General features: G+C 59.9%; 25 protein-coding genes. 6 read left to right on the top strand and 19 right to left on the bottom strand.

Translation table 11 applies throughout. The features are described 5' to 3' along the window. Window positions 1-27 precede the first annotated feature (27 nt). From glp to QEZ52_RS05015, 5 genes are read right to left on the bottom strand one after another with little or no spacing between them, the layout of a single operon-like run. Window positions 28-1,284 (bottom strand): gephyrin-like molybdotransferase Glp, encoded by a 1,257-nt coding sequence (gene glp, locus QEZ52_RS05035; RefSeq protein WP_406648392.1) that lies wholly within the window; start codon window positions 1,282-1,284, stop codon window positions 28-30. Then, window positions 1,281-2,060: a molybdopterin guanine dinucleotide synthesis gene (locus QEZ52_RS05030; RefSeq protein WP_406648391.1), complete on the bottom strand. Its 780-nt coding sequence runs from the start codon at window positions 2,058-2,060 to the stop codon at window positions 1,281-1,283. Before QEZ52_RS05030 ends, glp begins: the two co-directional genes overlap by 4 nt. A 20-nt stretch (window positions 2,061-2,080) precedes the next feature. Next, window positions 2,081-2,572: a molybdopterin-guanine dinucleotide biosynthesis protein B gene (mobB, locus tag QEZ52_RS05025; protein ID WP_406648390.1), complete on the bottom strand. Its 492-nt coding sequence runs from the start codon at window positions 2,570-2,572 to the stop codon at window positions 2,081-2,083. Next, the gene (gene mobA / locus QEZ52_RS05020) at window positions 2,569-3,204 is read right to left on the bottom strand and encodes a molybdenum cofactor guanylyltransferase MobA (protein WP_406648388.1); all 636 of its coding nucleotides are present in this window, start codon (window positions 3,202-3,204) and stop codon (window positions 2,569-2,571) included. The genes mobB and mobA overlap by 4 nt, the downstream gene beginning before the upstream one ends. Window positions 3,205-3,239: 35 nt before the next feature. Then, window positions 3,240-4,136, bottom strand: a complete 897-nt coding sequence (locus tag QEZ52_RS05015) for a formate dehydrogenase accessory sulfurtransferase FdhD (RefSeq protein WP_406648386.1) — start codon at window positions 4,134-4,136, stop codon at window positions 3,240-3,242. 44 nt (window positions 4,137-4,180) lie between these two features. Here QEZ52_RS05015 and QEZ52_RS05010 point away from each other — a divergent pair, with 44 nt between their 5' ends. Continuing rightward, window positions 4,181-4,912, top strand: coding sequence for an AzlC family ABC transporter permease (locus tag QEZ52_RS05010; protein ID WP_406648385.1), 732 nt, complete (start codon window positions 4,181-4,183; stop codon window positions 4,910-4,912). Continuing rightward, window positions 4,909-5,250, top strand: coding sequence for an AzlD domain-containing protein (locus tag QEZ52_RS05005; RefSeq protein WP_406648383.1), 342 nt, complete (start codon window positions 4,909-4,911; stop codon window positions 5,248-5,250). Before QEZ52_RS05010 ends, QEZ52_RS05005 begins: the two co-directional genes overlap by 4 nt. Before the next feature lie 48 nt (window positions 5,251-5,298). Here QEZ52_RS05005 and QEZ52_RS05000 read toward each other — a convergent pair whose 3' ends face one another. The 7 genes from QEZ52_RS05000 to QEZ52_RS04970 all read right to left on the bottom strand — a co-directional run bounded on the left by QEZ52_RS05000 (window position 5,299) and on the right by QEZ52_RS04970 (window position 11,928). Further along, window positions 5,299-5,925, bottom strand: a complete 627-nt coding sequence (locus QEZ52_RS05000) for a hypothetical protein (RefSeq protein ID WP_406648381.1) — start codon at window positions 5,923-5,925, stop codon at window positions 5,299-5,301. Between the two features lie 33 nt (window positions 5,926-5,958). After that, window positions 5,959-6,093, bottom strand: coding sequence for an aa3-type cytochrome c oxidase subunit IV (locus QEZ52_RS04995; protein WP_406648380.1), 135 nt, complete (start codon window positions 6,091-6,093; stop codon window positions 5,959-5,961). A gap of 128 nt (window positions 6,094-6,221) precedes the next feature. Next, window positions 6,222-6,761, bottom strand: a complete 540-nt coding sequence (locus QEZ52_RS04990; protein ID WP_406648379.1) for a hypothetical protein — start codon at window positions 6,759-6,761, stop codon at window positions 6,222-6,224. Further along, window positions 6,748-8,598, bottom strand: a complete 1,851-nt coding sequence (locus tag QEZ52_RS04985; RefSeq protein ID WP_406648378.1) for a glycerophosphodiester phosphodiesterase family protein — start codon at window positions 8,596-8,598, stop codon at window positions 6,748-6,750. Before QEZ52_RS04985 ends, QEZ52_RS04990 begins: the two co-directional genes overlap by 14 nt. Window positions 8,599-8,700: 102 nt before the next feature. Then, window positions 8,701-9,153 (bottom strand): DUF6173 family protein, encoded by a 453-nt coding sequence (locus tag QEZ52_RS04980; protein WP_406648376.1) that lies wholly within the window; start codon window positions 9,151-9,153, stop codon window positions 8,701-8,703. 24 nt (window positions 9,154-9,177) lie between these two features. Continuing rightward, window positions 9,178-10,221, bottom strand: coding sequence for an MBL fold metallo-hydrolase (locus QEZ52_RS04975; protein WP_406648375.1), 1,044 nt, complete (start codon window positions 10,219-10,221; stop codon window positions 9,178-9,180). A gap of 3 nt (window positions 10,222-10,224) precedes the next feature. After that, window positions 10,225-11,928, bottom strand: coding sequence for an acyl-CoA dehydrogenase (locus tag QEZ52_RS04970; RefSeq protein WP_406648374.1), 1,704 nt, complete (start codon window positions 11,926-11,928; stop codon window positions 10,225-10,227). A gap of 166 nt (window positions 11,929-12,094) precedes the next feature. Here QEZ52_RS04970 and QEZ52_RS04965 point away from each other — a divergent pair, with 166 nt between their 5' ends. Beyond that, a complete protein-coding gene (locus QEZ52_RS04965; RefSeq protein ID WP_406650321.1) occupies window positions 12,095-13,045 on the top strand; it encodes an L-threonylcarbamoyladenylate synthase in 951 nt (316 codons plus the stop codon). Between the two features lie 47 nt (window positions 13,046-13,092). Here the strand turns inward: QEZ52_RS04965 and QEZ52_RS04960 are convergent, their stop codons facing one another. After that, the gene (locus tag QEZ52_RS04960) at window positions 13,093-13,683 is read right to left on the bottom strand and encodes a YqgE/AlgH family protein (protein WP_406650317.1); all 591 of its coding nucleotides are present in this window, start codon (window positions 13,681-13,683) and stop codon (window positions 13,093-13,095) included. A gap of 159 nt (window positions 13,684-13,842) precedes the next feature. Between QEZ52_RS04960 and QEZ52_RS04955 the strand changes: the two genes are divergently transcribed. Both QEZ52_RS04955 and QEZ52_RS04950 read left to right on the top strand, forming a co-directional pair. Further along, window positions 13,843-14,652, top strand: coding sequence for a protein-disulfide reductase DsbD domain-containing protein (locus QEZ52_RS04955; RefSeq protein ID WP_406648373.1), 810 nt, complete (start codon window positions 13,843-13,845; stop codon window positions 14,650-14,652). Continuing rightward, entirely contained in the window at window positions 14,649-15,068 is a 420-nt protein-coding gene (locus tag QEZ52_RS04950; RefSeq protein ID WP_406648372.1) for an NUDIX hydrolase, read from the top strand. Before QEZ52_RS04955 ends, QEZ52_RS04950 begins: the two co-directional genes overlap by 4 nt. A 16-nt stretch (window positions 15,069-15,084) precedes the next feature. On the opposite strand, the gene QEZ52_RS04945 is transcribed toward QEZ52_RS04950, so the two are convergent. The 6 genes from QEZ52_RS04945 to QEZ52_RS04920 all read right to left on the bottom strand — a co-directional run bounded on the left by QEZ52_RS04945 (window position 15,085) and on the right by QEZ52_RS04920 (window position 22,579). Further along, window positions 15,085-18,486: an efflux RND transporter permease subunit gene (locus tag QEZ52_RS04945; RefSeq protein WP_406648371.1), complete on the bottom strand. Its 3,402-nt coding sequence runs from the start codon at window positions 18,484-18,486 to the stop codon at window positions 15,085-15,087. Window positions 18,487-18,492: 6 nt separating this feature from the next. After that, entirely contained in the window at window positions 18,493-19,947 is a 1,455-nt protein-coding gene (locus QEZ52_RS04940; protein ID WP_406648369.1) for an efflux RND transporter periplasmic adaptor subunit, read from the bottom strand. A 105-nt stretch (window positions 19,948-20,052) separates the two neighbouring features. Further along, window positions 20,053-20,595, bottom strand: coding sequence for a molybdenum cofactor biosynthesis protein B (gene moaB / locus QEZ52_RS04935; protein ID WP_406648367.1), 543 nt, complete (start codon window positions 20,593-20,595; stop codon window positions 20,053-20,055). A gap of 6 nt (window positions 20,596-20,601) precedes the next feature. Next, entirely contained in the window at window positions 20,602-21,222 is a 621-nt protein-coding gene (locus QEZ52_RS04930; protein WP_406648365.1) for a LysE family translocator, read from the bottom strand. Then, window positions 21,219-21,818 carry a metallophosphoesterase gene (locus tag QEZ52_RS04925; protein ID WP_406648364.1) on the bottom strand — a complete coding sequence of 200 codons (600 nt, stop codon included), beginning with the start codon at window positions 21,816-21,818 and terminating at the stop codon, window positions 21,219-21,221. The genes QEZ52_RS04930 and QEZ52_RS04925 overlap by 4 nt, the downstream gene beginning before the upstream one ends. Then, window positions 21,815-22,579, bottom strand: a complete 765-nt coding sequence (locus QEZ52_RS04920; protein WP_406648363.1) for a uracil-DNA glycosylase family protein — start codon at window positions 22,577-22,579, stop codon at window positions 21,815-21,817. The genes QEZ52_RS04925 and QEZ52_RS04920 overlap by 4 nt, the downstream gene beginning before the upstream one ends. Window positions 22,580-22,691: 112 nt before the next feature. Between QEZ52_RS04920 and QEZ52_RS04915 the strand changes: the two genes are divergently transcribed. Next, window positions 22,692-23,636 (top strand): NAD(P)-dependent oxidoreductase, encoded by a 945-nt coding sequence (locus QEZ52_RS04915; RefSeq protein ID WP_406648362.1) that lies wholly within the window; start codon window positions 22,692-22,694, stop codon window positions 23,634-23,636. The last annotated feature ends 46 nt before the right edge of the window (window positions 23,637-23,682 follow it).

Genomic DNA, 23,682 nt, shown 5'->3' with positions numbered 1-23,682 from the left:
TGGCGGTCTTTCCTTCCCCTCTCAGATCTACGCTGCAAACCCGGAAAACGGCAGGAAACGCACCAGATCTCCGGGTTTTATGTGCCGTTCCCCATCATCGAGTTCGACCAGCCCTTCGGCCCAGCTGAGCCCGCTTATCCGGCCCGACCCTTCGGAGCCAAAGACTTCGACCCGACCATCGCGGATCCGGGCTCTCAGGTATTCTCGCCGCCCCGGTTTCTTGCGCTTTTCAAAGGCAGCCGCGACATCAAAGCCCTGCGCCTCGGGCCAATCACGCCCAGACAGGCGTGCCATTGCAGGACGCGCAAAAATCAGGCTGCACACAAGCGCGGCCACCGGGTTGCCCGGCAAACCAAAGACTGGAACATCCTCCCACAAGCCTAAGGCCAACGGCCGCCCAGGTTTGAGCGCCAAACGCCACAACTGCATGGCACCCGCCTCGCGCAACAGGGACGATACATGGTCTTCATCCCCCGCAGAGGCCCCGCCGCTGGTCAGAATGACATCTGCCGCGGCCGCAGCTTCGGTCAGCCGAACCGCCAATTCCGATTTATTGTCGCGAACTTTCCCCAAGTCGACCGGTGTATGGCCGAATTGGGCGATCATCGACAGCAGCATCACCCGGTTGGCGTCATAGATCTGCCCCGGCTCAGCGGGATCTCCTGGTTCGACCAGCTCATCACCGGTGGACAAGACAGCCACCCTCAGGCGCTGATGCACGGCCACCTCGGCCACCCCGGTTGCAGAACACAACGCCAAATCCGCCGGGGTCAGCAACCGTCCTGCTGTCAGAATCTCCTGCCCCGCGATCACGTCTTCTCCCGCGCGACGGGTATTTGCGCCCTGTTTCAAAGGGCCTCGAAAGGCGATTTGCCCGTCTCCCAGGGTTACATCCTCTTCCAGAATGACCGTATCGACCCCATCCGGCAAAGCCGCCCCTGTCAGCACACGAATGGCCTGACCTTTGGACACCACCGCATCCGTTGCCACCCCCGCAGCGGCGCGTCCATCCGCCAGCGGCAGAACATGCTCACCTGCGGGCATGGCTCCAGCAAACCCATAGCCATCCACCGCCGTATTCGGTTGTGGCGGGTTTGAACGCAACGCCGTTATCGGTTCGGCCAACACGCGCCCCACGGCTTGGGCCAGCGGCACAGTTTCCACCGAAGTCACTGGATGCAAGCGCTGCTGCAACAACGTCAACGCCTCATCCACCGGGGTCCAATGAACCCCTGCAGGCAGGGCAAAACAATCATTGCGCAGGGGCGGAGGCTTTAGGGTCATCGGTTCTGCCTTATTCCAAAAATCCAGCCCTCTTCCGGGGCTGATATGTCCAGTCTACCCGCCAGAGCTTTGGGGTCCATCCCGGCCAGGTCATTGGCAACACTAGCCACCTGCCAGGCGTCCTTGATCCAGCCATCCGGTACAGCGCCCACTGTCAGCGAGGGCCAGATTTCAAGCAGCGCAATTGGGGCCTTCAGCGGCTCAAAGGGCCAGGCCGCGATCTGCCCGGGCCAACGGTGATGCAGCCGGGACAACACCGGCAATCCCATCATCACTTGTCCCCCGACCGAACCGACACCAGACATCTGCCAACAGGTAAAGCTGCCCTTGGCCAACAGCTCAACCGCCCGCCGATCAGCAAAGGGGGATTCATAGTTGCGTTTGGTCCGGGGCAACCCCGGTATATCGCGCTTCAACCCGTTGCCCCAAAACGGGCCACGCCCGCCAAATGCCTGATTGATCTCCCCCGCCACATCAAACCGGTTGTTGGCGCGCGGCGCATCTTCGATCCGATCCGCGAACCAGTCCCACAGCTTCAGCGGGTCATCGCTGGTGGTCAAGGCCCTGGCAAAACCCGCAGGGTAACCAAACGGGAAGTCAAATCCGACACACAGGCGTTGGGTGCTGGTCAACGTATCTTCAATCAGATCATCCAGCCATTCTTCGACCAGCCCCCGATTCCGAAAATACAGCGGTTCTCGCCCCGCTTCGCAGACCCAGATCGCATCCTTGCGCGGTGTTGGACCCGTATCATTACCGCCTGACCAATCAACCATGACAAAGCGATCAAAGTGACTCACAGCCCCAATTCACCCTGAATAAAATCTGCAACCGAACCTGTATCGTTCAGGTCAAACACCGGCCTGTCCAGGTCAAGCGGCGCATCACTGGCCACCGCCCGAATGCTGGTATCATCCGTGGCGATCAACGGATTGCCTGTCTCACCGCGATGGGCCTCGATTTTGGGGTGCGCTTCGCGCTTGTAGCCTTCCACCAGCACCAGATCGACCGGGGACAGACGTGCCAGCAAAGCAGCCAGTGGGGGTTCAGGCGCATCGCGCAACTCTTGCATCAATGCCACCCGTCGACCCGACGCCAGCAGGACTTCGCAGGCCCCGGCAGCACGGTGACGATAGCTGTCGGTGCCCTTTTGATCGACGTCAAAGATATGGTGGGCGTGTTTGATGGTTGAAACCGAATACCCACGGGCACAAAATTCCGCCACCAGCCGTTCCATCAACCCGGTCTTGCCCGAGTTCTTCCAGCCCGTGACTCCGTAAACCTTCATGACAATAACCCCTTGGCCCGCTCCAGATCTTCGGGTGTGTTCACATTGAAGAACGGGTCAAACGGCTCGGCAGGAAACAACGCCTCGCGCCCGTTGTGCTGATCGGTCCAGGCCACCACTTTGCGCAGGCCATCGACCAAAGCAGCCCGCAGATCATCGCGCAAGGCCACCGGCCACAACCCAAAGGTCGGGTGGCGATTGACCTTGCTCTTGCCGCCCGATTTCAGCTCTGCCCCTGATCGCGGCGTGGTGGCCAGAACCAGAGGATGCGCCATCCCCGCGGCGGCTCCCTGTAGGCGCACCACCAGATCGCACGGAAAAAACGGTGTGTCAGCGGCCGCGGTGACGATGCAGTCCGCCCCCTGCTCTGCCGCCCAATCCAGCCCCGCCAGCACCCCGGCGAGAGGGCCAGCGAACCCGTCGATGCTGTCGGCCACAACCGGCAGACCCAGCCCGGCAAAACGGGCCCGATCGCCATTGGCGTTCAGCACCAGACCGGACACCTGGGGTTCCAGCCGGTCCACAACATGTGCCAGCAGGCTTTTGCCACCCAAGGTCAACAAACCCTTGTCACCACCACCCATTCGCGTGGCGAGACCTCCGGCCAAGATGACCCCCAAAGGCTGTGTCATGTGCTGCTCCCTCTCATCAGCTCAATTGTCCCGGCCTAACCATCCGCGCCTTTGCGGCGTGTCTTGCGGTCTTCTTCGGCCACCGAACCCGGATCCACATCGCGCTCCAACCGGTCCTCTCCGGACAGGCAGATGAACCGCTGACCGCGCATGCGGCCGATCAGGGTCAGGCCCAGCTGTTGGGCGATCTCCACCCCCCAGGCGGTGAACCCCGACCGTGATACAAGAACCGGGATGCCCATCATCGCAGTCTTGATCACCATTTCCGACGTCAACCGCCCCGTGGTATACAGGATCTTGTCCGCCGCCTGCACCTTCTCGCTCAGCATCCAACCTGCGATCTTGTCGACCGCATTGTGGCGACCCACATCTTCCATGTAGACCAGCGGGCGATCGCGATGACACAGCACAGTGCCATGGATTGCACCTGCCTCGAGATACAGCGACGGGGTGCGGTTGATCTTGGCCGCCAGCGCATAAAGCCACGAGGTCCGCACGGGGGTGGCAGGCAGTTCTATGTTCTCCAGTCCATCCATCATGTCGCCAAACACCGTGCCCACGGCACAGCCGGACGTTCGGGTCTTCTTCTTGAGCTTTTCCTCGTAGGAGGTTTCGATTTCCGTCCGGACCACCACCGTTTCCAGATCTTCGTCATAGTCGACGCGGGTTATCACATCGCTGTCATGCAACATGCCCTGATTGCGCAGAAACCCCAGCGCCAGATAATCAGGATAATCGCCAATGGTCATTGCCGTGACGATTTCCTGTGAATTCAAAAAGATGGTCAACGGGCGCTCTTCGACCACATGGATTTGTGAGACCGCGCCGGTGTGATCCACCCCCCGCACCGCACGTGTCAACCGCGCGGCCCCCGGGTCGGGTGCAATCAGATACTCTGCCGTATTATCTTCTGTGGCCAATTGCGCCCCCATCCATTCCGCTTTACCCCTATCCTCCTGCAATCTAGGGGCAAGCCATGGTCTTCACCACTCCCAAATCCGCCTTTTGGAAAGGTGTGCGCGACAGCGCCCCCTTTGTGCTGGTGGCCGGGCCGTTTGGCATGTTGTTCGGTGTCCTGGCTGCCGAGGCCGGGCTCAAGGTGATCGAAGCGATGACCTTTTCGCTGACCGTGTTTGCCGGATCGGCCCAGTTCACCGCTCTGCAATTGATGCAGGAGAATGTACCCACTGTGATTGTGTTGATTTCGGCGCTGGCAGTGAATCTGAGGGTGGCGATGTATTCGGCCTCGTTGACGCCGTACCTGGGGGCTGCGCCGCTGTGGCAACGCGCTTGTGCCGCCTATCTGATGGTGGATCAATCCTATGCGCTGTCCATCGTTCAGTTTGAAACCGAACCGGACATGACAATTCAACAGCGGATGGCCTATTTCCTGGGCACCAATGCGGTAATCGCACCCTTGTGGTATTCGGCGACCCTGACCGGAGCCCTGCTGGGGTCGCAGGTCCCCGACAGCTGGGCGCTGGATTTTGTTTTGCCGATCACCTTTCTGGCCCTGGTCGCCCCGATGATTCGCAGCGGAGCCCATGTGGTTGCCGCGCTGGTGGCCATTGTGACCGCGCTTCTGGCTGCCTGGCTTCCCTATAATCTGGGGCTGATCGTGGCCGGAGTGCTGGGCATGATGGCCGGGGCGCAAACCGAACTGATGCTATCACGTCGGTCATTTCAAACTGAAAGGGTCACCAAATGAGCACCCAAGGCGCAATCGACCCGACCACGCTGTGGATCGTCATTATCTGTATGGCGGTGTTCAGCTTTGCCCTGAGGTTCGTGTTTATCGGGTTCATGGGAGATCGCCCGTTGCCCGCATGGCTGATGCGGCACCTGCGCTATACGGCGGTCGCAATCATTCCGGCATTGGTGGCACCGCTGGTGCTGTGGCCGACAGCGACCCAGGGCGAAACCGATCCTCCCCGCCTGATTGCGGCCTTGGCAACGCTGACAATCGGGTTGATCACCCGCAATGTGATGTTCGCCATCGCAACCGGTGCCGGTACTTTGTTCAGTCTGCTTTGGCTGATGGGCTGATCAGACTGCGCCGGCCAAGGATAAAACCCTGGCACAAATGCATCAAGGTTATTCGGTCACCGCCGCAGCCTGAGCGTTCAGGATTGCATTGTTCTGGGCCAGCCCTTCTTGCAAATCCGCGCTGTCATTTTCGTAATATTTCTTGGTGACCGCCCCGGGAAGGGTACCAAACTGATCGGCCAGTTTCACCGGGTAAAAGGTGACATTGATCGATTCCAAACCCGGAACCTGTTTCAGGATCGTTGCTGTGGAGTTGGCACAATAAGCCCCAGCGACCGGCCCCGCCCGAAGCGCCAGATTATAGGCGATCTGCGCTTGTTCGGGGGTTACTTCCAGCGTCTGGACCACAACATGGTGCGTCTCTCGTGCGTGCGAGCCACGATAGGCCTTTTCTGCGGCTGGTGTGATACCAAATAGCACATCATTGCGCTCGGGGATGATGTCGGCCTTGAACGACCCTGCGGGATCAAAGATGACCCGTTCGGATGCGTTGATCATCAACGAGGCATGTGCCCCCTGCCCGGACCGGTTGTTGACCATCGTGTACAACGTCAATGTCGCGGGACCGGGGTCCCGATACGACACGGCTGCAATCGTTGCATCATCTGCGTTGGGTTGCTGTGGGCGCGTGCAGGCGCCCAGCGCCAGACAGACCGCCCCAAGTATCAAAAACATGCGCACTGGGGGCAACCTCCGGTCAGGCAAAAATCAGGACGTGAAAATCGCCATGAAGACCAGAATGGCCAGAATGACAATCACGGACCATTTGGTGAAGTTGATGAAGCCGTCATAGGTTTTTTCCTGAACGGAAATGTCCATTTCGCCGTGCTTGTGTTCTGCCATCTCGGTAATCCTATTCGCGAAGCTTTCCTGTTGGATACCGAATTCGCAAATCTGTGTCACGTCGTCAATGCATCACAGGGCCCACATTACGGTCCAATCGTCGCGCCAATATGTGGAAATGCGGGTTTTCAGCAGTTGGGGTACCCATATCCCCAACGCCAGGGCAAACCGGAACAGGGTTCTCCACCGAATCGCACCGCCCAAAACATTGCCACCGAAAGCCGTTCGTACAAGACCCCCAGATCCGGAGTAAGCGGCACGCCCCCAGAAATCGGTCGGCTGGCGATGTCCCGGATGCAACTCTGCAATTCCTGATCCGCCATCAGACGGGCCAAATAGCTTTCTTCGGCCTGCGTCGCACCCGAGGCGTCGTGGTAGGCCTGATCATGGATGACACAGCAGTTTTCCCATTCGGGACGGGTGCCGTCAGTCGTCCCCAGTTCCGGAAAATTCCGCACCGCCCGTTCCCAGATCCACGACATTCCACCGCTGCACCCGTCAGTGGTAAATGGTGCCAGCTCTTCGCCCTGGGACATCAGCGTCATCAGCTTTTGATGTTCCTTCAACTCCAGTCGGGTCAACCAGCCCGCCGCCGGCTGTTCCTGCGCCCAACCGCTATTGCTCGCGGCACACAAACTCAGGATCAGCAACAGGTTAAGGCGCGCCATCCCGATACTCTTTTACATTCAGCTTCACACCCAGCTCGGCCGCCAACCACAAGACCAGCCGTTCGGCGCTGCTCAGTTCGGCCCGCACCTCCAGCACTTCACGCAGCATACCCGGTTCGTCGGTAATGATGCCATCGACACCCTTTGAAATCATCCGCGACATGCCAAGCGGGTCGTTGACTGTCCAGACGAACAGCTCCTTGCCCGCCGACCCCACGGCATTGACCAGCCCAGGGCTGGCAATGGCGGCACGTACAGCCAGAAAATCCCCCTGCAACCCGGCCATGTTGCCGACGCTGGATGCGGCCAAGACACCTGTTTGCCAGTCACGCCGGAGATTTTGCACTTTCAACACCGAGGGATAGTTCAGAGACATGATCGCCACCTGGTTCGCCATGCCCAGTGCTTCGACCACTTGCACAACTCGGCGCTCCAGATCGACATCATACCCATAATGCTTCAGCTCGATCATCACCCGTGCGCGCCCTTTGGCCAGCTCCAGAACTTCGTGCAGCGTCGGCGTTCGCTGATCCGCATAGGCCGGGTCGAACCAGCTGCCGATGTCGATCTGTCTCAGCTCCTCCAGGCTGGCCTGGCGAACTTTGGTCGGGTTATTTGCGACCTTCATGTAATCGCTGTCATGCATGACGACGATTTGCCCATCGGCAGATTCCTGAACGTCGATTTCAACCCAGTCAGTGCCATCTTTGATCGCCTGTTCAACCGCGGCCAGGGTGTTTTCCGGTTTACTGCCCGCCGCCCCTCGGTGGGCAATGATCTGGACCTGATCCTGGGTCTTGACCGAGGTCAGCAGATTCTGAGCCGACCACAATCCTGTAATCAAGACCAGACCGGCGACGCAGATCACGACCCCCGTGCGTGGGTTGAAACCAACCTTGGACACATCGACATCCTGCGCAGTTCCGGGACCGCTGGCGGAATAAAACCCGTCCAGAATAACAGCCAATGCGCTTAATGCCATGGCACCCAGGATTACATTGGCAATCGCCCAGATACCCGACAGCCCAAGCACCACGAGAACCACGCTGAACAGGGTTTCGCCCTGGGCCATGGGCAATGTCCGCAATGCCAGGCCAGTTGCCACCAGCAACAGATTGGACACTGCCAGCCGGATCAGGAACCAAATCAACAGTTGGACCTGCAACCGCCCGCGCAATCCGGCCATGCGTGCGCGGCTCTCAGCAAATACCTGCCGGGGCGAGCGTGCTTCCAACAATACGAGATGCGGGCTCAGAGCCCATCCGCTGAGGCGGAACAGCAACGCCACCGCCATGGCCAATCCCAGCACACTGATGACCGCGATGGCAAACAGAAACTCAGGGGGGCGAAACGCAAGATAATAATTGATATCGAATTCGGTCAGATACCACAGCGCCACCAACAACCCAACCAAAGCAAACGGCAACGCCACGGCCAGCACACGCAAAACGAATATGCCCGAGAAAATCGCCAACGACCGCAACCGCCGCACAAAGACCAGCAACATCGCGCTGCGCACGACGGCCCATCCAGTGTCACCTTTGGTCCGCAGGGCAACGGCCATGACCGAAAAACCCGCGATTTCCGCAACCAAAAGCGCGCTCATCACGGCCAATGCCATGACAAACCCGGCGGGGCTGAGCAGGAACAAGGCAATATCCTGATCTGTCAGCGCCGGTTGATCGGACAAGGCGACTGCCGCATTGATCAACAGCCCCATGATCGGAGCGATCAGGGCCAGAGACAGCCCATGCAGCAACAAATAAAGCGGCAGAACCAGACGCCACCGTGACAACGCCCGGGCGTAGGCTTGCAAAACGACAGTCAGGTGATTCAAAACACTTGGCTCCGACAATTGGACGTTCATAGAACGCGACCACGCGCCGAGAGACAAGAGTATGTTTGGCCCGGCTCGTTAATGAACCGGAAAGAACCGCTCTCAGCCGTCCCCAAGATCCGAGGCCAGACGAAACCCGATCCGGCGGGCTGGTGCTGCCTGGCTGGGTCGCGGCAAGGCCCGCAACATCACATTCAGCTGGCTGACGTGCTGAACCAATTGGGTACGCGCGCCATGATCATCCGAACCATAGAACGTGATGATATCCGGGTCGTAGTACCCCAGCCCTTCGATCCGCAGCACTCCGGTGTTGCCACCGACAAACCCCATGGCAACCTCGTGTTCGCCATCCAGTTGCTCTTCGAAATTGCGGATATACAGGATCAGACGTTCATAGGCCCATCGCGACGGGCTTTTGTGGTCAGCGGGTTGTGCCATCTGTTCGGGAACATTTTTCAACCCGGCACAGGCTTCGGGGTCGGCGTGAACTTCGTGCACACAGGGCAGAATTGCTGCTTCCAGCGCCTCTGCCGAGGTTGAGATTTCGTTGTCCATGGCCGCTACTCCCCTAATTGCGCCTCACTTGCGCTGATACAGCCAGGCCCCGTCTTCGCGTTTGGTGCGGGTCACCTGACCGATACAGTACAGATGATTTACATGGGCCACCGACTCGACCAAGGCAAGCCCGTATTCACCGGTACCGATCTTGCGCTTGAACAAAGGTGAGAAGCAATCCGCGGCGGTTTGGGGTTTGTCCAGGTGATCCAGCAACCGTTCCAGCGCCCCGTGGTGATTGTCGATCAGCTGGCGCATCCGCAGCGGCAACCGCATGAACGGCAGCTTGTGCCCCCCCAAAGCCAGGTGATCCGGGCGCGCCAGATGGATCAGACGTTCACAGGCCTCCAGCCAATCGGCCAGTGGATCGGCCATCGGCTCGGTCGCATAGACACCGATATTGGGGCTGATGGAGCTCAGGATCTGATCGCCGGTGATCACCAGATTGTCATCTCGGCTCCAGAATGTGGCGTGTTCGGGGGCGTGGCCATTGCCGATATGCACGTCCCAGTCACGCCCACCCATGCGGAACACGTCACCCTGTTTGATCCGGGTGAACCCCAGCGGCATGGGATAGACCGTATCCGCAAAATTGAACGGCCGATCCTTGGCGCGTGCCTCATAAATCTCGTGATCCATGCCCGCACTGCGGTAATAGGCCAATGTCTCGGTCGGCCATTCCTCCTGCACATCCAGCGTCAGCATCCGCGAGAACAGCCAAGCGGTGCGGGTGGTGACCAATTCGCAGCCATGTTCGGATTGAAACCAACCTGCCAACCCGATGTGGTCAGGGTGGTGATGGGTCGCCACAACCCGTTTGATCGGCTTGCCCTGGAGCGGGCCTGCCATCAGCTCCTCCCAGATCGCCCGGGATTTTCGGGTGGAAAACCCGGTGTCGACAATGGTCCAGCCATCACCATCATCCAGCGCGTAGACATTGACATGGTCCAACTTCATCGGGAGCGGCTGACGCATCCACAACACGCCTTCGGCGACTTCGATAGCCTCGCCCTGAGCAGGCGGGGTTTCCCAGGGGGTGCGAACGGAAACTTCGGGAACGCTGGTCACGAATCAACCCGCCAGTTCATCAAGGGTCAGGGCAAAGGTCGTCGCAGCCCCTTCGGTCGCGGCAGCCAGCAGCGCCGTATGTTCGGGCAGCATCCTGTTGATATAAAACCGCGCCAGCTTTTCGCGCGGCCCGCCCAGATCTGCCATGGCAGCAGTCAGGTGATAATGGCCGCCCAACACCCGGGCGAACGCCTTGAGATATGGCACAGACCCGGCAAAACGGTCCTGCATGTCGGTCTGCTCCGTCACCCACTCGGTGGCTTCGCGCAGGCTTTCGCACGCCTGCCAGACGCTTTCAGCCATGTTCGGATGGGTGGTTCGGGCGCGCTCGGCCTGATGCTCGATCTCATCAATCAGAGCGTGCGCCATGTCGCCGCCATCCATCATCTTGCGTGCCACCAGATCCATGGATTGGATGCCATTGGTACCTTCGTAGATCGCAGTCACGCGGGCATCACGGTAATACTGCGCCGCCCCGGTTTCCTCGATAAAGCCCATGCCGCCGTGCACCTGAACCCCGGTTTCCGCAATGCGAATGCCCGTATCCGTGCAAAACGCCTTGGCGATCGGTGTCAGAAAAGCTGCGCGGGCGGACCATTCGGCATTGCCAGTGGCGGTCTGCATGTCGATCGCCACAGAACAGGCCAACAGGATGGCACGCGCGGCGAACAGATCCGCCTTCATCTCCATCAGCATCCGACGCACATCGGCGTGATCGACAATGGTGCCCGAGGGTGTCTTGCCCTGTTTGCGTTCGAGCGCATAGGCCAGCGCGTGCTGATAGGCACCTTCGCCCACACCAACACCCTGACCGCCGACACCCAGACGGGCGTTGTTCATCATTGTGAACATCGCGGCCATGCCGCCGTGTTCCTTGCCCACAAGCCACCCCTTGGCCCCGTCGAACTGCATCACGCAGGTGGGCGAGCCATGCAGGCCCATCTTGTGTTCCAGGCTCACGACCTTGAGACTGTTGGCCACGCCGGGAGCACCGTCATCGTCGGGGATGTGTTTCGGCACCAGAAACAGGCTGATTCCCTTGGTCCCCGGAACCCCGTCGGGCAGCCGCGCCAGGACCAGATGGCACACATTTTCGGTAATGTCGTTGTCGCCCCAGCTGATAAAAATCTTTTGCCCGGTCACCGCATAGGTTCCGTCGCCGTTGTCCGTTGCCTTTGAGTTTAGCGCGCCGACATCCGATCCGGCCTGGGGCTCCGTCAGGTTCATTGTTCCGGCCCATTCCCCCGAAATCAGTTTCGGAAGGTACAAGTCCTTGAGCGCGGCGCTGGCGTGATGTTCCAGTGCTTCGATCTGGCCCTGGCTCATCAGGGGGGCCAGTTGCAACGACAGACAGGCAGCCGACATCATTTCATTGACAGATGTGGTCAGGGTCATCGGCAACCCCATGCCGCCGTGGTCCACCGGGGCGCTCATTCCGATCCACCCCCCGTCGGCAATCTGCTTCCAACCATCGGCGAAACCCGGAGAAGTCCGCACCACGCCATTTTCCAAAATGGCCGGCTCCAGGTCGCCGCCCCGTTGCAGGGGGGCCATGATCTCTTCGGTCATCTTGCCTGCTTCGGCCAGGATTGCGCTGACCAGATCATCCGAGGCTTCTCCAAACCGATCGGTTGCGGACACCTGATCGTACCCGACCACATGGTTCAGCAGGAATTGATAATCGGAGACGGGGGCGCGATAGGTCATGGGCGTCCTCTTTGCAGGCTTGGCAACCGAGTTGCAGGTCAGGGCACAGATCGTGTCAGGGCACAGATGGGGTTGGAATTTCCACCGCGCACCGGTAATCAAGTGGGCTTGGACGTCTTACCTAAAGACACGCCCCATGCAAGCAACCAAAACGCCGCGTCATGCCATGAACCCAGAACGTACCGTCACTTTTGGCCCGTCCGAGGCCGATCTGGACCAGGCCGCAGCCCTGTTGCGCGCCGGGCGTTTGGTCGCGTTTGCGACCGAAACCGTTTACGGGCTGGGGGGGGATGCACGACTGGGAGAGGCGGTTGCTGCCATTTATGCCGCCAAGGGGCGACCCAGCTTTAACCCATTGATTGCACATGTCGCTTCGGTCGCTGCAGCCCAGCAACTGGTCCAATGGAACGATTGGGCCGACATGCTGGCCAGCGCCTTTTGGCCCGGACCGATGACGCTGGTTCTACCGCTACGCCTTGGTCACGGGGTGTCAGAACTGGTGACAGCCGGATTGCCAACACTGGCCGTCCGGGTGCCCGCGCATCCAACAGCCCAACGCCTGTTGGACAAGGTCGGCGGACCGGTGGCTGCTCCATCCGCCAATCCATCCGGCAAGATCAGCCCGACAACCGCACAGCATGTTGCGGACGGGCTTAGCGGCCGGATCGCTGCCATTGTGGATGACGGGCCCTGCTCTGTCGGATTGGAATCCACGATCATCGGGCTGGCTGGGGACAATCCGATGTTGTTGCGGCCTGGCGGAGTGCCCGCCGAGGCAATAGAGGCTGCCCTGGGGCGAAAGCTGGTGGCGCATGATGCTGGAGATCCACTGACAGCACCGGGACAATTGCTGTCCCATTACGCGCCGACAGCATCCGTGCGACTGAACGCCCAAACTCCTAGACCCGGAGAGCTGTTTTTGGGATTTGGTCCTGGCATATGCGATCTGAACTTGTCTGCTGCTGGCGATTTGCTGGAAGCTGCGGCCAATCTGTTCGGGCATCTGCACCGTCTGGATGGCATGGGCAAACCGATCGCCGTCGCACCTATTCCCGACCGTGGGCTGGGCGTCGCGATCAATGACAGGCTGCGCCGCGCGGCCGCACCACGGGATTGAACCGGCGCAAACGTCAGCTTTCTTGCAGCGATCTGTGCAAATTCAGATCAGGCGTGGCCCGCGCTGCCCGACAGGCTGAGCGGGTCGACCCCCAGGGATTGCAGCGCGGCTTCCCATTTGGTGTTGTCATCCACATCAAAAACCAGATCTTGGGAGGCATCCGTCGTCAGCCAGCCATTCTTGGCAATCTCGTCTTCGAGCTGCCCCGGCCCCCACCCTGCATACCCAAGCATCATCAATACTTTGCGCGGGCCACGACCGGCTGCGATATCTTCGAGAATATCCAGCGTCGCAGTCATTGAAAAAGCTTCGTCCACATGCATTGAATGCAGGCTGGCATCGTAATCTGCCGTGTGCAGAACAAACCCGCGCGCGGTTTCGACCGGTCCCCCGAAATGGATCGGCAGGTTGGCCCGCTCTTCGGATTCGGGTTTGATTTCCAGCTGTTTGAGCAATTCGGCCAGCCGCACATCCACAGCTGCCTTGTTGACGATCAGCCCCATTGCACCGTCGTCTGAGTGTGAACACAGGTAGATCACCGTATGTTCGAACCTCATGTCACCCATGCCGGGCATCGCAATCAAAAGTTTGCCTGTCAGATCCATCTGGTTCCGCCTGCGGGTTGTTGCTTGATCAATCAGCGCCGAGTCTGGCAACTGCTTGTCACTATTCAACAATGACGCCCCAAACCGTCGCAATCAAGAGCCCGTATGCTGATGCGTCGAAACATTTCCCTCGCGCAGGCCCTAACCATAACGTGACTTGGCATTTCATTCTCCAATGCGCATGTATGGCGCATGAGTTTTGCACCGAAGATATCGCTTGCTGCCTGTCTGATGGCGTTTTGTGCGCCGGCTGCCATTGCCGGACCGCTGGATGACCTGGTCAAGATCGAAGTGCTGGATGGTGGGGCAACCCAATCCGGCACCTATCGCGCCGCTTTGCGCCTGACCTTGGCCGATGGCTGGAAGACGTATTGGCGTTCGCCCGGTGATGCCGGAATCCCACCCAGTTTTTCCTGGCGTGGGTCACGCAATTTGGGAAATATTGCGATCACGTGGCCGACACCACAGGTGTTTTCAACGTCAGGGATGCAAACCATCGGCTATGTCGATCAGTTGACCCTGCCAATCGAGATCACACCCGACACCACAGGTCGACCAATCCGGCTAAAGGGTCGAATGGAGTTGGGGATCTGCAAAGACGTCTGTGTCCCGTCGGAATTGAAATTTGATCATACCCTGGATCTGGACGCCGATCGCAATCCATCCATCCTGGCAGCATTGGCGGCGCGCCCGTATTCTTCTGCAGAGGCAGGCGTGACCGCAGCCACATGTCGTCTCAAACCGACGCGCAACGGGATGCAGGTCGAAGCCCGCATTTCCATGCCATCGACAGGTGGCACCGAAGTGGCGGTAATCGAACCCGGAAGCCCAGACATCTGGGCCTCGCACACAGCCTCCGAACGTCACGGCAATACCTTGGTCGCCACCACCGAGCTGATTCATTCCAGCGGCGAACCCTATGCGCTAGACCGGTCTCAGATTCGCATCACCGTTCTGGGGCGCAACCACGCCGTCGACATTCAGGGCTGCACTCCCGGATGATCCGCCCGGTATTGGGAACCATTGCTGTCGTCTGTCACGAGCAGCAGGTCATCCTGGTGCAACGGGGCAAGGAACCTCGCGCCGGAATGTGGGGATTTCCCGGCGGCCACGTGGAATTGGGTGAGACCGCTATGCAGGCTGCCGCCCGTGAATTGCTGGAGGAGACGGGTGTCATCGCCCGGCCACGGCAGTATCTCACCAATATCGACGTGATTGCGCGGAATGAAACTGGTGGAATTAGCGCCCACTATTTGCTGACTGCGGTGCTGTGCGACTATGTCTCGGGTCAACCTGTTGCCGCCGATGACGCAGCACAGGCCGGGTGGTATCCCGTTGACGGTCTCGAAACTGCCGGTCTTGATCTGCTGGATCAGGTTGTCGATGTTGCCCGGCTTGCCCAGCGCCACATGGGCTGAGGTTCAAACAGGCAAATCAGACTGGCCCTTTGGCCGTCTTGCGGGCGAAAACGGCGGCAGACATCACATAAACCACCGCTACAATCCCACCCATCCCAACAACAAACGCAGCCAATCCGGCACGCATCGGAGCCATGTCAGCCAGCGGTGGCACGTGTTCAGCCAGCATCGGGTGGATGCCACCCTGAACCATCGCCCACCCCAATGTTGCAATCAGCCATCCGAAGCTCAGAATACCTGAGACCACCACCGGCAAAATTGGTCCACGACCGCTGCGCAACGTCCGGCGCAGCGCGGCAAAAGGACGGGCCACGTCTCGTTGCATTGCAACCAGCGCCGGAACAACCAGCAGGACCAGAACCATGCCAAAACCCAGCCCATAGACCAACGTAATCACTGTGGGTTTCAGGAATTGGGCCTGCTGGGATTGTTCGTACAGCAGCGGGGCCAGTCCCAGAACCGTCGTCAGCGTTGTCAGTAGAACCGGGCGCAACCGGTCAGCCGTGGCTTCGACAATCGACGGAAACAGGCCCCGGTCCTTGGTGTATTCATCAATCGTGGTGACCAGAACGATGGAATCGTTGATGATGATCCCGGTCATGCCCAACAGGCCGACAACCGTGAACATGCTCAGCGGCACTTCCCATATGTAATGCCCCCAGATCGTGCCGACCAACCCGAACGGGATGATCGCCATCACCACCAACGGACGGGTCCAGCTGGCAAAGACCCAGGCCAACACCAGGTAAATGCCACTCAAACACAGGATCAATCCAGTCCGTGCCTCCTGCAGGAATTCATCCTCTTGCTCACTCAACCCCGACAGGCGCCATTCCACCTGGCGTTCGCTGGCAATCTTGGGCAGGATTTCGGTCTCCAGCGCTTCACCAATCGCTTCGGCGCGGGCCGGGTCGTCTTCGGAAATGTCACCTTTGACCGAGATCACCCGCACACCATTCTCGCGCCGCACCGACGAGAACCCGGTACGCTGTTTCACTGTCACGATATCCGCAAGCGGCACATAGATCCCTTGCGGGGATCGCAACAGGGTTCGTTCCAGGAAATCGGCCGTCAGCTCTCCCTCAGGCAATTCGACCCGGATCGTCGCGGATCGGGGTCCGTCGGGATAGGTCGCGGCCTCGATCCCGTTCAAACGCGCCCGCAGAGCCCGCCCAAGGCTGTCGATGGTAAAATTCAGCGCCTGCCCCTGTGCCGTCAGATCCAGGATCAGCTCTTCTTTGTCATAGGCCAGCGTGTCCTCGACGGCCGAAACCTCCGGGTATCGGATCAGCGCAGTTTTCAGGTCCTCCGACGCTGCCTTGAGCGTATCCACATCCGAACCAAAGAACTGCACGTCCAGCGCGTCTCCGCCGGGACCTGAACGCCAACCGCGAAACGACACGGTTTCGACCAAAGGATGACGCACCACCCGGTCTTGCAGTTCACCAACAAAGGCAAAGCTGGAGTACTCCGGTCGCAAATCGGCGTCGATCAATTCAATCGATATGCCGCCCAACAGGTCCTTATCCTTGGCTTCCACACCGGACAGGCCGCGTCCGGCGTTGCCGCCGATTTCCGCCATCACATAGTCCAACGGGTTCAACCCATAGCGGTCAGCGTATTCGACGCCCAGCGCCTCGGTCGCACGCTGCATTTCGCGCATCATCGCCAGCGTGTCTTCACGCGTGGCCCCTTCGGCCATGGCGAAATTCCCGGTCACGGACCCGCGTTCAGGGGCGTTGAAGAACCGCCATTTCACGTCACCCTGGATGAACAGGGCCATCTGGCTGGCCAAAATCACCAACGCCCCCGCGACAACGGCGTAGCGCGCCCAGATCACCCAGGCGACCAAAGGACGGAACAGATGGTCTCGCACCCAGCGGAACCCCGCGTTTACCACGCGGTTGGGAATATCATACCAATGCTGCTTGGCTGAATGAGCGATTGCATGGCTCATGTGATGTGGAAGGATCAGGAAACATTCGACAAGCGACGCCAGCAACACGGCAATCACGGTAAAGGGAATGTCGCGGATCAATTCTCCGAAGCGACCCCCAATGGCCGTGAGACCAAAGAACGCAATGACCGTGGTGACCGTCGCCGCCAACACCGGCATAGCCATACGCCGCGCCGCATTTTCCGAAGCTACAACCGGATGCTCCCCCAGGCGCCGGGCCCGGAAATCGGCATGTTCCCCAACGACGATGGCATCATCCACCACAATGCCCAACGTGATGATCAACCCAAACAGGCTGACCATATTGATGGTCAAACCAGCAGCATACATGATCGCAATAGCGGCAAACATCGCCGCCGGAATGCCCGCCGCGACCCAGAACGCAATACGGGCATTGAGAAAAAGAAACAGCAGGCAGACCACCAACGCCAGCCCGACCAAGCCGTTATCGATCAGAATATCCAAACGCCCGGTGATGGCCGCGGCCCTGGTGCGGATCAATTCGACCGTTACCCCCTGGGGGAGTGACAGCTGCATCTCGGCAGCTACGTCTTCGACCTGGGTCTGGACACCGATCGCGTCGCCCGAGCTGGACCGGTCAATGCGGATCGACATCGCCGGGTGTTCACCAACAAAATAGGTCCGGTTTCGGTCCACGCCCTGGCGGCTCACCCGGGCAATATCTTCGATGGTCAGCGTCGAACCATCCGGGTTTGATCGCAGCACAATGGCAGACACATCTTCGGCCGAGCGTTTTTCGGTGCCCGTGCGCACCCTTGCATTGGCCCCCGCCACATCGCCGGCCGGGTCGGCATTGACTTCGGCGGCGATGGCTTCGGCGATCTGAGCCATGGTAATGTCATGGGCGATCAAGCTCGCAGAAGGAATCTCGACCAAAGTCTGCGGTGCTGCCAATCCGCGGATCGTGGTCCGCGTGACTCCGACTTCGAACAGCCGGGCAACAAATTCATCCGCGAACAATGCCAATTGCGCCGGATCTACCGGCCCTGTGATCACCACATCCGTAACCCTGTCGCGCCAAACGCTGGGCCTGACCACCGGGTCATCGGCATCCTCGGGCAGGATCGTCACCGCATCAACGGCATCTTGAATTTCATCCGTAGCGCGTTCAATGTCTGTGTCCGGTTCGAACTCCAGAATGATGGTGGCGCGACCCTCGTTGGAAATACCGGCCGATGTCTCGACCCCATCCACCGCCAGCAAAGCAGGTTCCAGCGCCTGTACGATGGCCCGGTCCACGTCTTCGGGACCAGCACCGTCCCAGGCCACCGAAACCCTGACGTTATCGACAATCACATCGGGAAAAAACTGTGCCCGCATACGCGGGATCGCAGCAACGCCCAGGATCAAAAGGATCACCAGCAACAGATTGGCCGCTGTCCGGTGCCGGGTAAAATAGCTCAGCAGCCCCCCTGCGGATTTGGGCAGGTCACGCACCATGACCGATCAGCCCCCGCTACCGGTTTCGATCCGTCGCACCAGCCCTGCGGGCACCTTGGCCGCCGCCAGCTGTTCCAACACTCTGGACTTGGCAGCTTGGGGCATACGGTCGTTGGCCTGCACCGATGCAACCAGACGGGCGCGATCCTCGTCGCTCAATTCCAGCATTGCAGCCTCGGGTTTCAGCGCGCTTTCCTGACGCAGAGGCCGCACACGGATTCCGGCACCCAGCAATGGGGTGCGCCCGGTCACCACCTCGCGCCCGGCCAGACCATCGCCACGGATCAAAACGTCATCCCCCTGACGCCGCACCAATTCCACCTGCAGGCTCTCAAGACGATCATCTGGACCCACAACCAGAATTGTGCGCGCCGCATCCAACGCCGAAGCTGGAACCCGGGCAACATTGGAAATCTCTGGTTCCTGAACGGCAACGGTTACAAAATCTCCAGGTTTGAACCCCGGTGCTGCTTCAAGCCGCGCAAAGATCACCCGACCGGATTGTCCTTCGCCTGCTGCGCCGCTGTCACGCACGATGACGCCAGAGGCCTCGAGATCCGCGCCGGTGACATCCAATGACACAGTCACTGGGGCTGAGATCAGATCACCCGCGGTGTCCAACAATCGGGCATATTGGGCTGTCGATATGCGAAACGCCACTTCCAATGCCTTGGAATCCACCAGTTCGGCAAGCTTTTCGTTGGCCGACACCAGCCGTCCTTCGACCAGAGACACGCCTTGCAACGTCCCATCAAAGGCCGCGCGGACGGTTGTCTCGTCCAAATCTCTCTGTGCTGTGGACAATGCAATTCGGGCGCGGGCCAGTCGGGTTTGGGCCTGGTCGGCCCGCGCCTCGGATTGGGCCACGGCCTGACCACGCGACAGAACCGCCTGACGAGCCGACGCAGCGGTCAGCTCGGCGGCTTCGCTGGCGGCGGCGGTGCCTACTCCGCGCGTTTGCAAATCCTGTTGGCGTTTAAAGGCCCGCTGACGCAGGTCCGCCTGATCCTGGGCTGCCACCAATTCGGCACGCGCAAGTTCGAGGTTGCGCGCTGCATCGCGAATTTCCGCTTCGGCATCCTGTAAATCGGCCTGGCCCCGTTCCAGTGCCGCCTGCGCATCCACCGGGTCAACCTGTACCAGCACCTCGCCAGCGTTCACTGTTCCACCTTCAACAAAGCTGTCGGCAAGATGGATGACACGGCCCCGCATCACCGTACGCAGCTCCAGCGACCGGCGGCTCTGGATCTGCCCAAAGGCAAGCAGCACCGGGGTCGTCCGATCATAAAAGGCCGTTACCACGTTGACCGCGAACACCCGTTCCCGCGGGGGCGGTGCCGGACGTTCATTGTTCAGCCGGGTTTGAACCGCCTGCATGACCAACTGCCCCGCATAGAGCAGCAGGGCCAGCGTCATTGACGCCAGAAAAACCCCGACAAGGCTGTGTCGCAGAAACCGCATGGCAATCCTTTATTCGGGCTTTGGGTCGACCCCCTATAACCTAGTATCGACCCAAGAATTCTCCAACCCACAAAGCGTTTACACAGCGTTACACGCGCCAACACATCACTTCCGTCGCTTGTGTTCCTCCAAACGCGGCATGATTTCGACAAAATTGCAGGGCAAATGGCGATAATCCAACTGCATGGACAGGATCCCGTCCCAGGCATCCTTGCAGGCCCCTGGGCTACCGGGCAATGCAAACAGATACGTACCGCCCGCGACACCGCCCGTGGCGCGCGATTGGACCGCGCTGGTGCCAATCTTTTCCATCGAAATGATTGTGAACACGGTGCCAAAGGCTTCGATTTCCTTTTCATAGACGTCGCGGTGTGCTTCGACTGTGACATCGCGACCCGTCAAGCCCGTGCCACCGGTTGAAATCACAGCATCCACCTGCGGGTCCGCGACCCAGGCGCGCAGCTGATCGGCGATCTGGTCGCGTTCATCCTGAATGATCTTGCGATCCGCCAAGATATGCCCAGCAGCCTTGAGCCGATCTTCGAGCACCTGCCCCGAACGATCCTGATCCAGCGATCGACTGTCCGAAACGGTCAGCACCGCGATGCGAACCGGAATGAATTCCTTGGTTTCATCTATGCGAGACATAGCGCGTCAAGCCCTTTCCATGATGGCCAGCCTCAGTGCCAGCCCGGTAAAAATCGTTCCCGAGATCCGACCCAACCAGCGACCCGCCGTTGCATTGCCGGTCAGGTAATGCCCCATGGACCCGGCAAAGACGCCGACCCCACCATTCACAAAGAACCCGGTGGCTCCCATGATTGCACCAAAGATCAGAAATTGGATGAGGATCGATCCGGCCGCCGGATCGACAAATTGCGGAACAAAAGCGAGAACAAACAGGATCACTTTCGGGTTGGTCAGATTGACCAGCATACCGTCTCGAAAGGCACGGGACGCCCGCGCGGCGCGAATTTCCTCTGGTGCATGGCCACCACGAAACGCACCCCAGGCCAGATAGAGCAGATAGCACACCCCAAGCCAGCGAATTGCCTCGAACAGCCAGGGCATGGCGGCGACAGCAGCGCCCAAGCCCAGCCCGCCCAGCGCCATATGCACCATGCCGCCAACCGAAATCCCGGCGCTGGCGGCCAGTGCCGCGCGCGGCCCTGAACGTACCCCCTGCCCGAGGCAGAACATCATGTCCGCACCCGGCGTCAGGTTCAACGCCAAAGCAGCAGGGACAAAGGTAGCAAGCGTGAACATGTCGATCATGTCTGGACCTCGAACCAATTGGGGCGCGGCCCCAAGTTAATCACTTCGGTAACACCGATGATTCCACGTTCGCCCCAACAATCATGCACATGGCCACACAGCATCAATTTGGGCTGAATGCGTTCGACAGCGGCCCGGATGGCGCTGGACCCGACGGACACGCCATCCGACGTGCGATCTGCAATCCCCTTGGGCGGGGAATGGGCAATCAGGATGTCGGCCGCCTTGCAGGCATCAAGCATCTGTGCCGCCTGGGATTCAGACAGATCACAGGACCAGCTGCCAAACGGTGTCTCGGGGACGCCATACCCAAGACCAAAAATGTTCAGCCCGCCAAAGCAGCCCCCCGCCCCGTGCAACACGGTGGTTCCCGTCAAAGCAGCCGCGCGCAGCTCCTGCGCGCTTTCGGCATTGCCCGGTACAGCAACCATCGGGGCCTTGAGTCCGGACAACAACGCCATCGCATCACTCAGGCCCATCCGCACATTGCAGAAATCTCCGGCTCCGATGACCAAATCCGCCTCGGCGCTGGCCGACACCAGATCGGCTGCGCGGTTTGCATTCAAATGGAGGTCGGAAAAGGCAAGGATCTTCACGCCAGCGCCCCCAACCGCGCCTTGATTTCCAACAGATCGGCCCAGGCCTGGCGTTTCATTTGCGGCTGACGCAACAGGTAAGCCGGATGGAACATTGGCAGGGCCGGTATGCCCCAGGCGTCGCCCCAATTGCCCCGCAGCCGGGTGATACCCCGTTTGGCCAGCACGGCCTGACAGCTGATATTTCCCATCAGGATCAACACGTCGGGCTGCGCCAGTTCGACGTGGCGGCGCAGGAACGGCACCATCATCGAGATTTCGATCGGCAAGGGATCCCGGTTCTGGGGGGGGCGCCAAGGCAAGACATTGGTGATATAGACGTTGCTCTCGCGGTTCAGGTCAATGGCATCCAGCATCCGGTCCAACAATTGCCCCGCCCGCCCGACAAAGGGCTTGCCTTGGCGATCTTCGTCGCGGCCCGGCGCTTCGCCGATGATCATGACGCGTGCACCGGCCTGACCGTCGGAAAACACCAGATTGCGAGCGCCCCGTTTGAGATCACAGTGGTCGAAATGGCCCATAGCGTCGCGCAGGTCCGACAGGGAATTGGCCGCTTTTGCCACCTGTTGCGCCACCACAACCGGATCGACCTCTTTGGGTATGACAGGAACGGCGGCCGTTTCGACGGCATTGGGCTTGGGCGCTTTTTGCTCGAGCTCGTAGCGATTGATTGGCGCATCGCTGATCGTCTCGGTCACGCCGAGTTCAATCTGCCAGTCCAGCAAGGCGCGAGCCGTATGATAATCCAGAGCCGATTCCATGCGCCACAGGCTACCCCCTTGCTACCTCGAGGGAAACCGCCAATGCGCGCGCTTTACCCATCCGCGCGTCCTGCCTAAGGTGCCCCTCAAACACCACTTGGACGGAGCCGAAATGCAGCCCATAGATCTCGTCTGCCTGTGCCGAAAATACGACCTCAAGGATTTCTTCGAAGCAGGGCTGCGCACGTATGCTCCCTGGATCACCATGCGGTTTCCTGATGAAGTCGTTGATCCGCAAACGATCCGCCATGCCGTCGCCTTTACTCCGGATCCCTCGGATTTCGCGCCCTATCCCAATCTGGCCATGGTTTCCAGCGCAGGTGCCGGGGTCGATGCGATTTTGAGCGCCCCCAGTCTGAAACCCGAAACCACCGTCAGCCGGGTGATCGTTGACGAGCAGGCGCAGATGATTGGCGGGTTCGCGATTTGGCACATCGTCAATTGGCAACGCCAGATGCAAGGCTATGTTGATCAACAGGCGCAACAGCAGTGGGCGGTGATCAACCGAACTGCACCATCAAGATTCCCAGTCGGCATCCTGGGGTTTGGCAAAATTGGGTCCTGTCTGGCCCGGGCTCTGCGCGGATTGGGATACCCGGTCACGGCCTATGCCTCGCGCGACCGGCAGGAACCTGATGGCACGGTTGTGGTCAGCGGATCTGGCGGGCTGGCACAAACGGTTTCGCAAAGCCGGGCAGTGGTCAACCTGTTGCCCTTGACCGATGAGACAGTGGGCATTCTGAACACCAGGCTGCTGGATCAAATGCGCGACGACGCAATCCTGATCAATCTTGGCCGTGGGGCCCATTTGGCCGAACCCGACCTGATCCCAGCGCTGGAGCGTGGCCGCCCTGCGATGGCGGCACTGGATACAGTTGCCACCGAACCGCTCCCTCAGAATCACCCGTTCTGGACCCATGACCGGATACGCATCACGCCCCATGTGGCAGGTGATGCAGACCCCATGGCCGTGGCCCGTTTCATCGCAGACGGCATCGCCAGCTTTGAAGCTGGACAAAAACCCGCAGGTCTGGTGGACCGACAGACCGGATATTGATCCACCGCCCCCTTGCCCCTGCCGCCCAACCCCCCGTATAAGCCCT

This window comes from Aliisedimentitalea scapharcae, from assembly GCF_045277565.1.
In the GTDB taxonomy this organism is placed as follows: Bacteria; Pseudomonadota; Alphaproteobacteria; order Rhodobacterales; family Rhodobacteraceae; genus Aliisedimentitalea; species Aliisedimentitalea scapharcae.
This window is presented reverse-complemented; position numbering and strand designations above follow the sequence as displayed.

Bases quoted from the DNA above. Each gene is read 5' to 3' on its own strand.
- glp (WP_406648392.1), bottom strand. From the start codon at position 1,284: ATGACCCTAAAGCCTCCGCCCCTGCGCAATGATTGTTTTGCCCTGCCT.
- mobA (WP_406648388.1), bottom strand. From the start codon at position 3,204: ATGACACAGCCTTTGGGGGTCATCTTGGCCGGAGGTCTCGCCACGCGA.
- QEZ52_RS05015 (WP_406648386.1), bottom strand. From the start codon at position 4,136: ATGGGGGCGCAATTGGCCACAGAAGATAATACGGCAGAGTATCTGATT.
- moaB (WP_406648367.1), bottom strand. From the start codon at position 20,595: ATGTCTCGCATAGATGAAACCAAGGAATTCATTCCGGTTCGCATCGCG.
- QEZ52_RS04915 (WP_406648362.1), top strand. From the start codon at position 22,692: ATGCAGCCCATAGATCTCGTCTGCCTGTGCCGAAAATACGACCTCAAG.
- QEZ52_RS04980 (WP_406648376.1), bottom strand. From the start codon at position 9,153: ATGGACAACGAAATCTCAACCTCGGCAGAGGCGCTGGAAGCAGCAATT.
- QEZ52_RS05030 (WP_406648391.1), bottom strand. From the start codon at position 2,060: ATGGTTGATTGGTCAGGCGGTAATGATACGGGTCCAACACCGCGCAAG.
- QEZ52_RS04990 (WP_406648379.1), bottom strand. From the start codon at position 6,761: ATGGCGCGCCTTAACCTGTTGCTGATCCTGAGTTTGTGTGCCGCGAGC.
- QEZ52_RS05010 (WP_406648385.1), top strand. From the start codon at position 4,181: ATGGTCTTCACCACTCCCAAATCCGCCTTTTGGAAAGGTGTGCGCGAC.
- QEZ52_RS04965 (WP_406650321.1), top strand. From the start codon at position 12,095: ATGAACCCAGAACGTACCGTCACTTTTGGCCCGTCCGAGGCCGATCTG.
- QEZ52_RS04950 (WP_406648372.1), top strand. From the start codon at position 14,649: ATGATCCGCCCGGTATTGGGAACCATTGCTGTCGTCTGTCACGAGCAG.
- QEZ52_RS04995 (WP_406648380.1), bottom strand. From the start codon at position 6,093: ATGGCAGAACACAAGCACGGCGAAATGGACATTTCCGTTCAGGAAAAA.
- QEZ52_RS04970 (WP_406648374.1), bottom strand. From the start codon at position 11,928: ATGACCTATCGCGCCCCCGTCTCCGATTATCAATTCCTGCTGAACCAT.
- mobB (WP_406648390.1), bottom strand. From the start codon at position 2,572: ATGAAGGTTTACGGAGTCACGGGCTGGAAGAACTCGGGCAAGACCGGG.
- QEZ52_RS04940 (WP_406648369.1), bottom strand. From the start codon at position 19,947: ATGCGGTTTCTGCGACACAGCCTTGTCGGGGTTTTTCTGGCGTCAATG.
- QEZ52_RS04955 (WP_406648373.1), top strand. From the start codon at position 13,843: ATGAGTTTTGCACCGAAGATATCGCTTGCTGCCTGTCTGATGGCGTTT.
- QEZ52_RS05000 (WP_406648381.1), bottom strand. From the start codon at position 5,925: ATGTTTTTGATACTTGGGGCGGTCTGTCTGGCGCTGGGCGCCTGCACG.
- QEZ52_RS05005 (WP_406648383.1), top strand. From the start codon at position 4,909: ATGAGCACCCAAGGCGCAATCGACCCGACCACGCTGTGGATCGTCATT.
- QEZ52_RS04930 (WP_406648365.1), bottom strand. From the start codon at position 21,222: ATGATCGACATGTTCACGCTTGCTACCTTTGTCCCTGCTGCTTTGGCG.
- QEZ52_RS04920 (WP_406648363.1), bottom strand. From the start codon at position 22,579: ATGGAATCGGCTCTGGATTATCATACGGCTCGCGCCTTGCTGGACTGG.
- QEZ52_RS04945 (WP_406648371.1), bottom strand. From the start codon at position 18,486: ATGGTGCGTGACCTGCCCAAATCCGCAGGGGGGCTGCTGAGCTATTTT.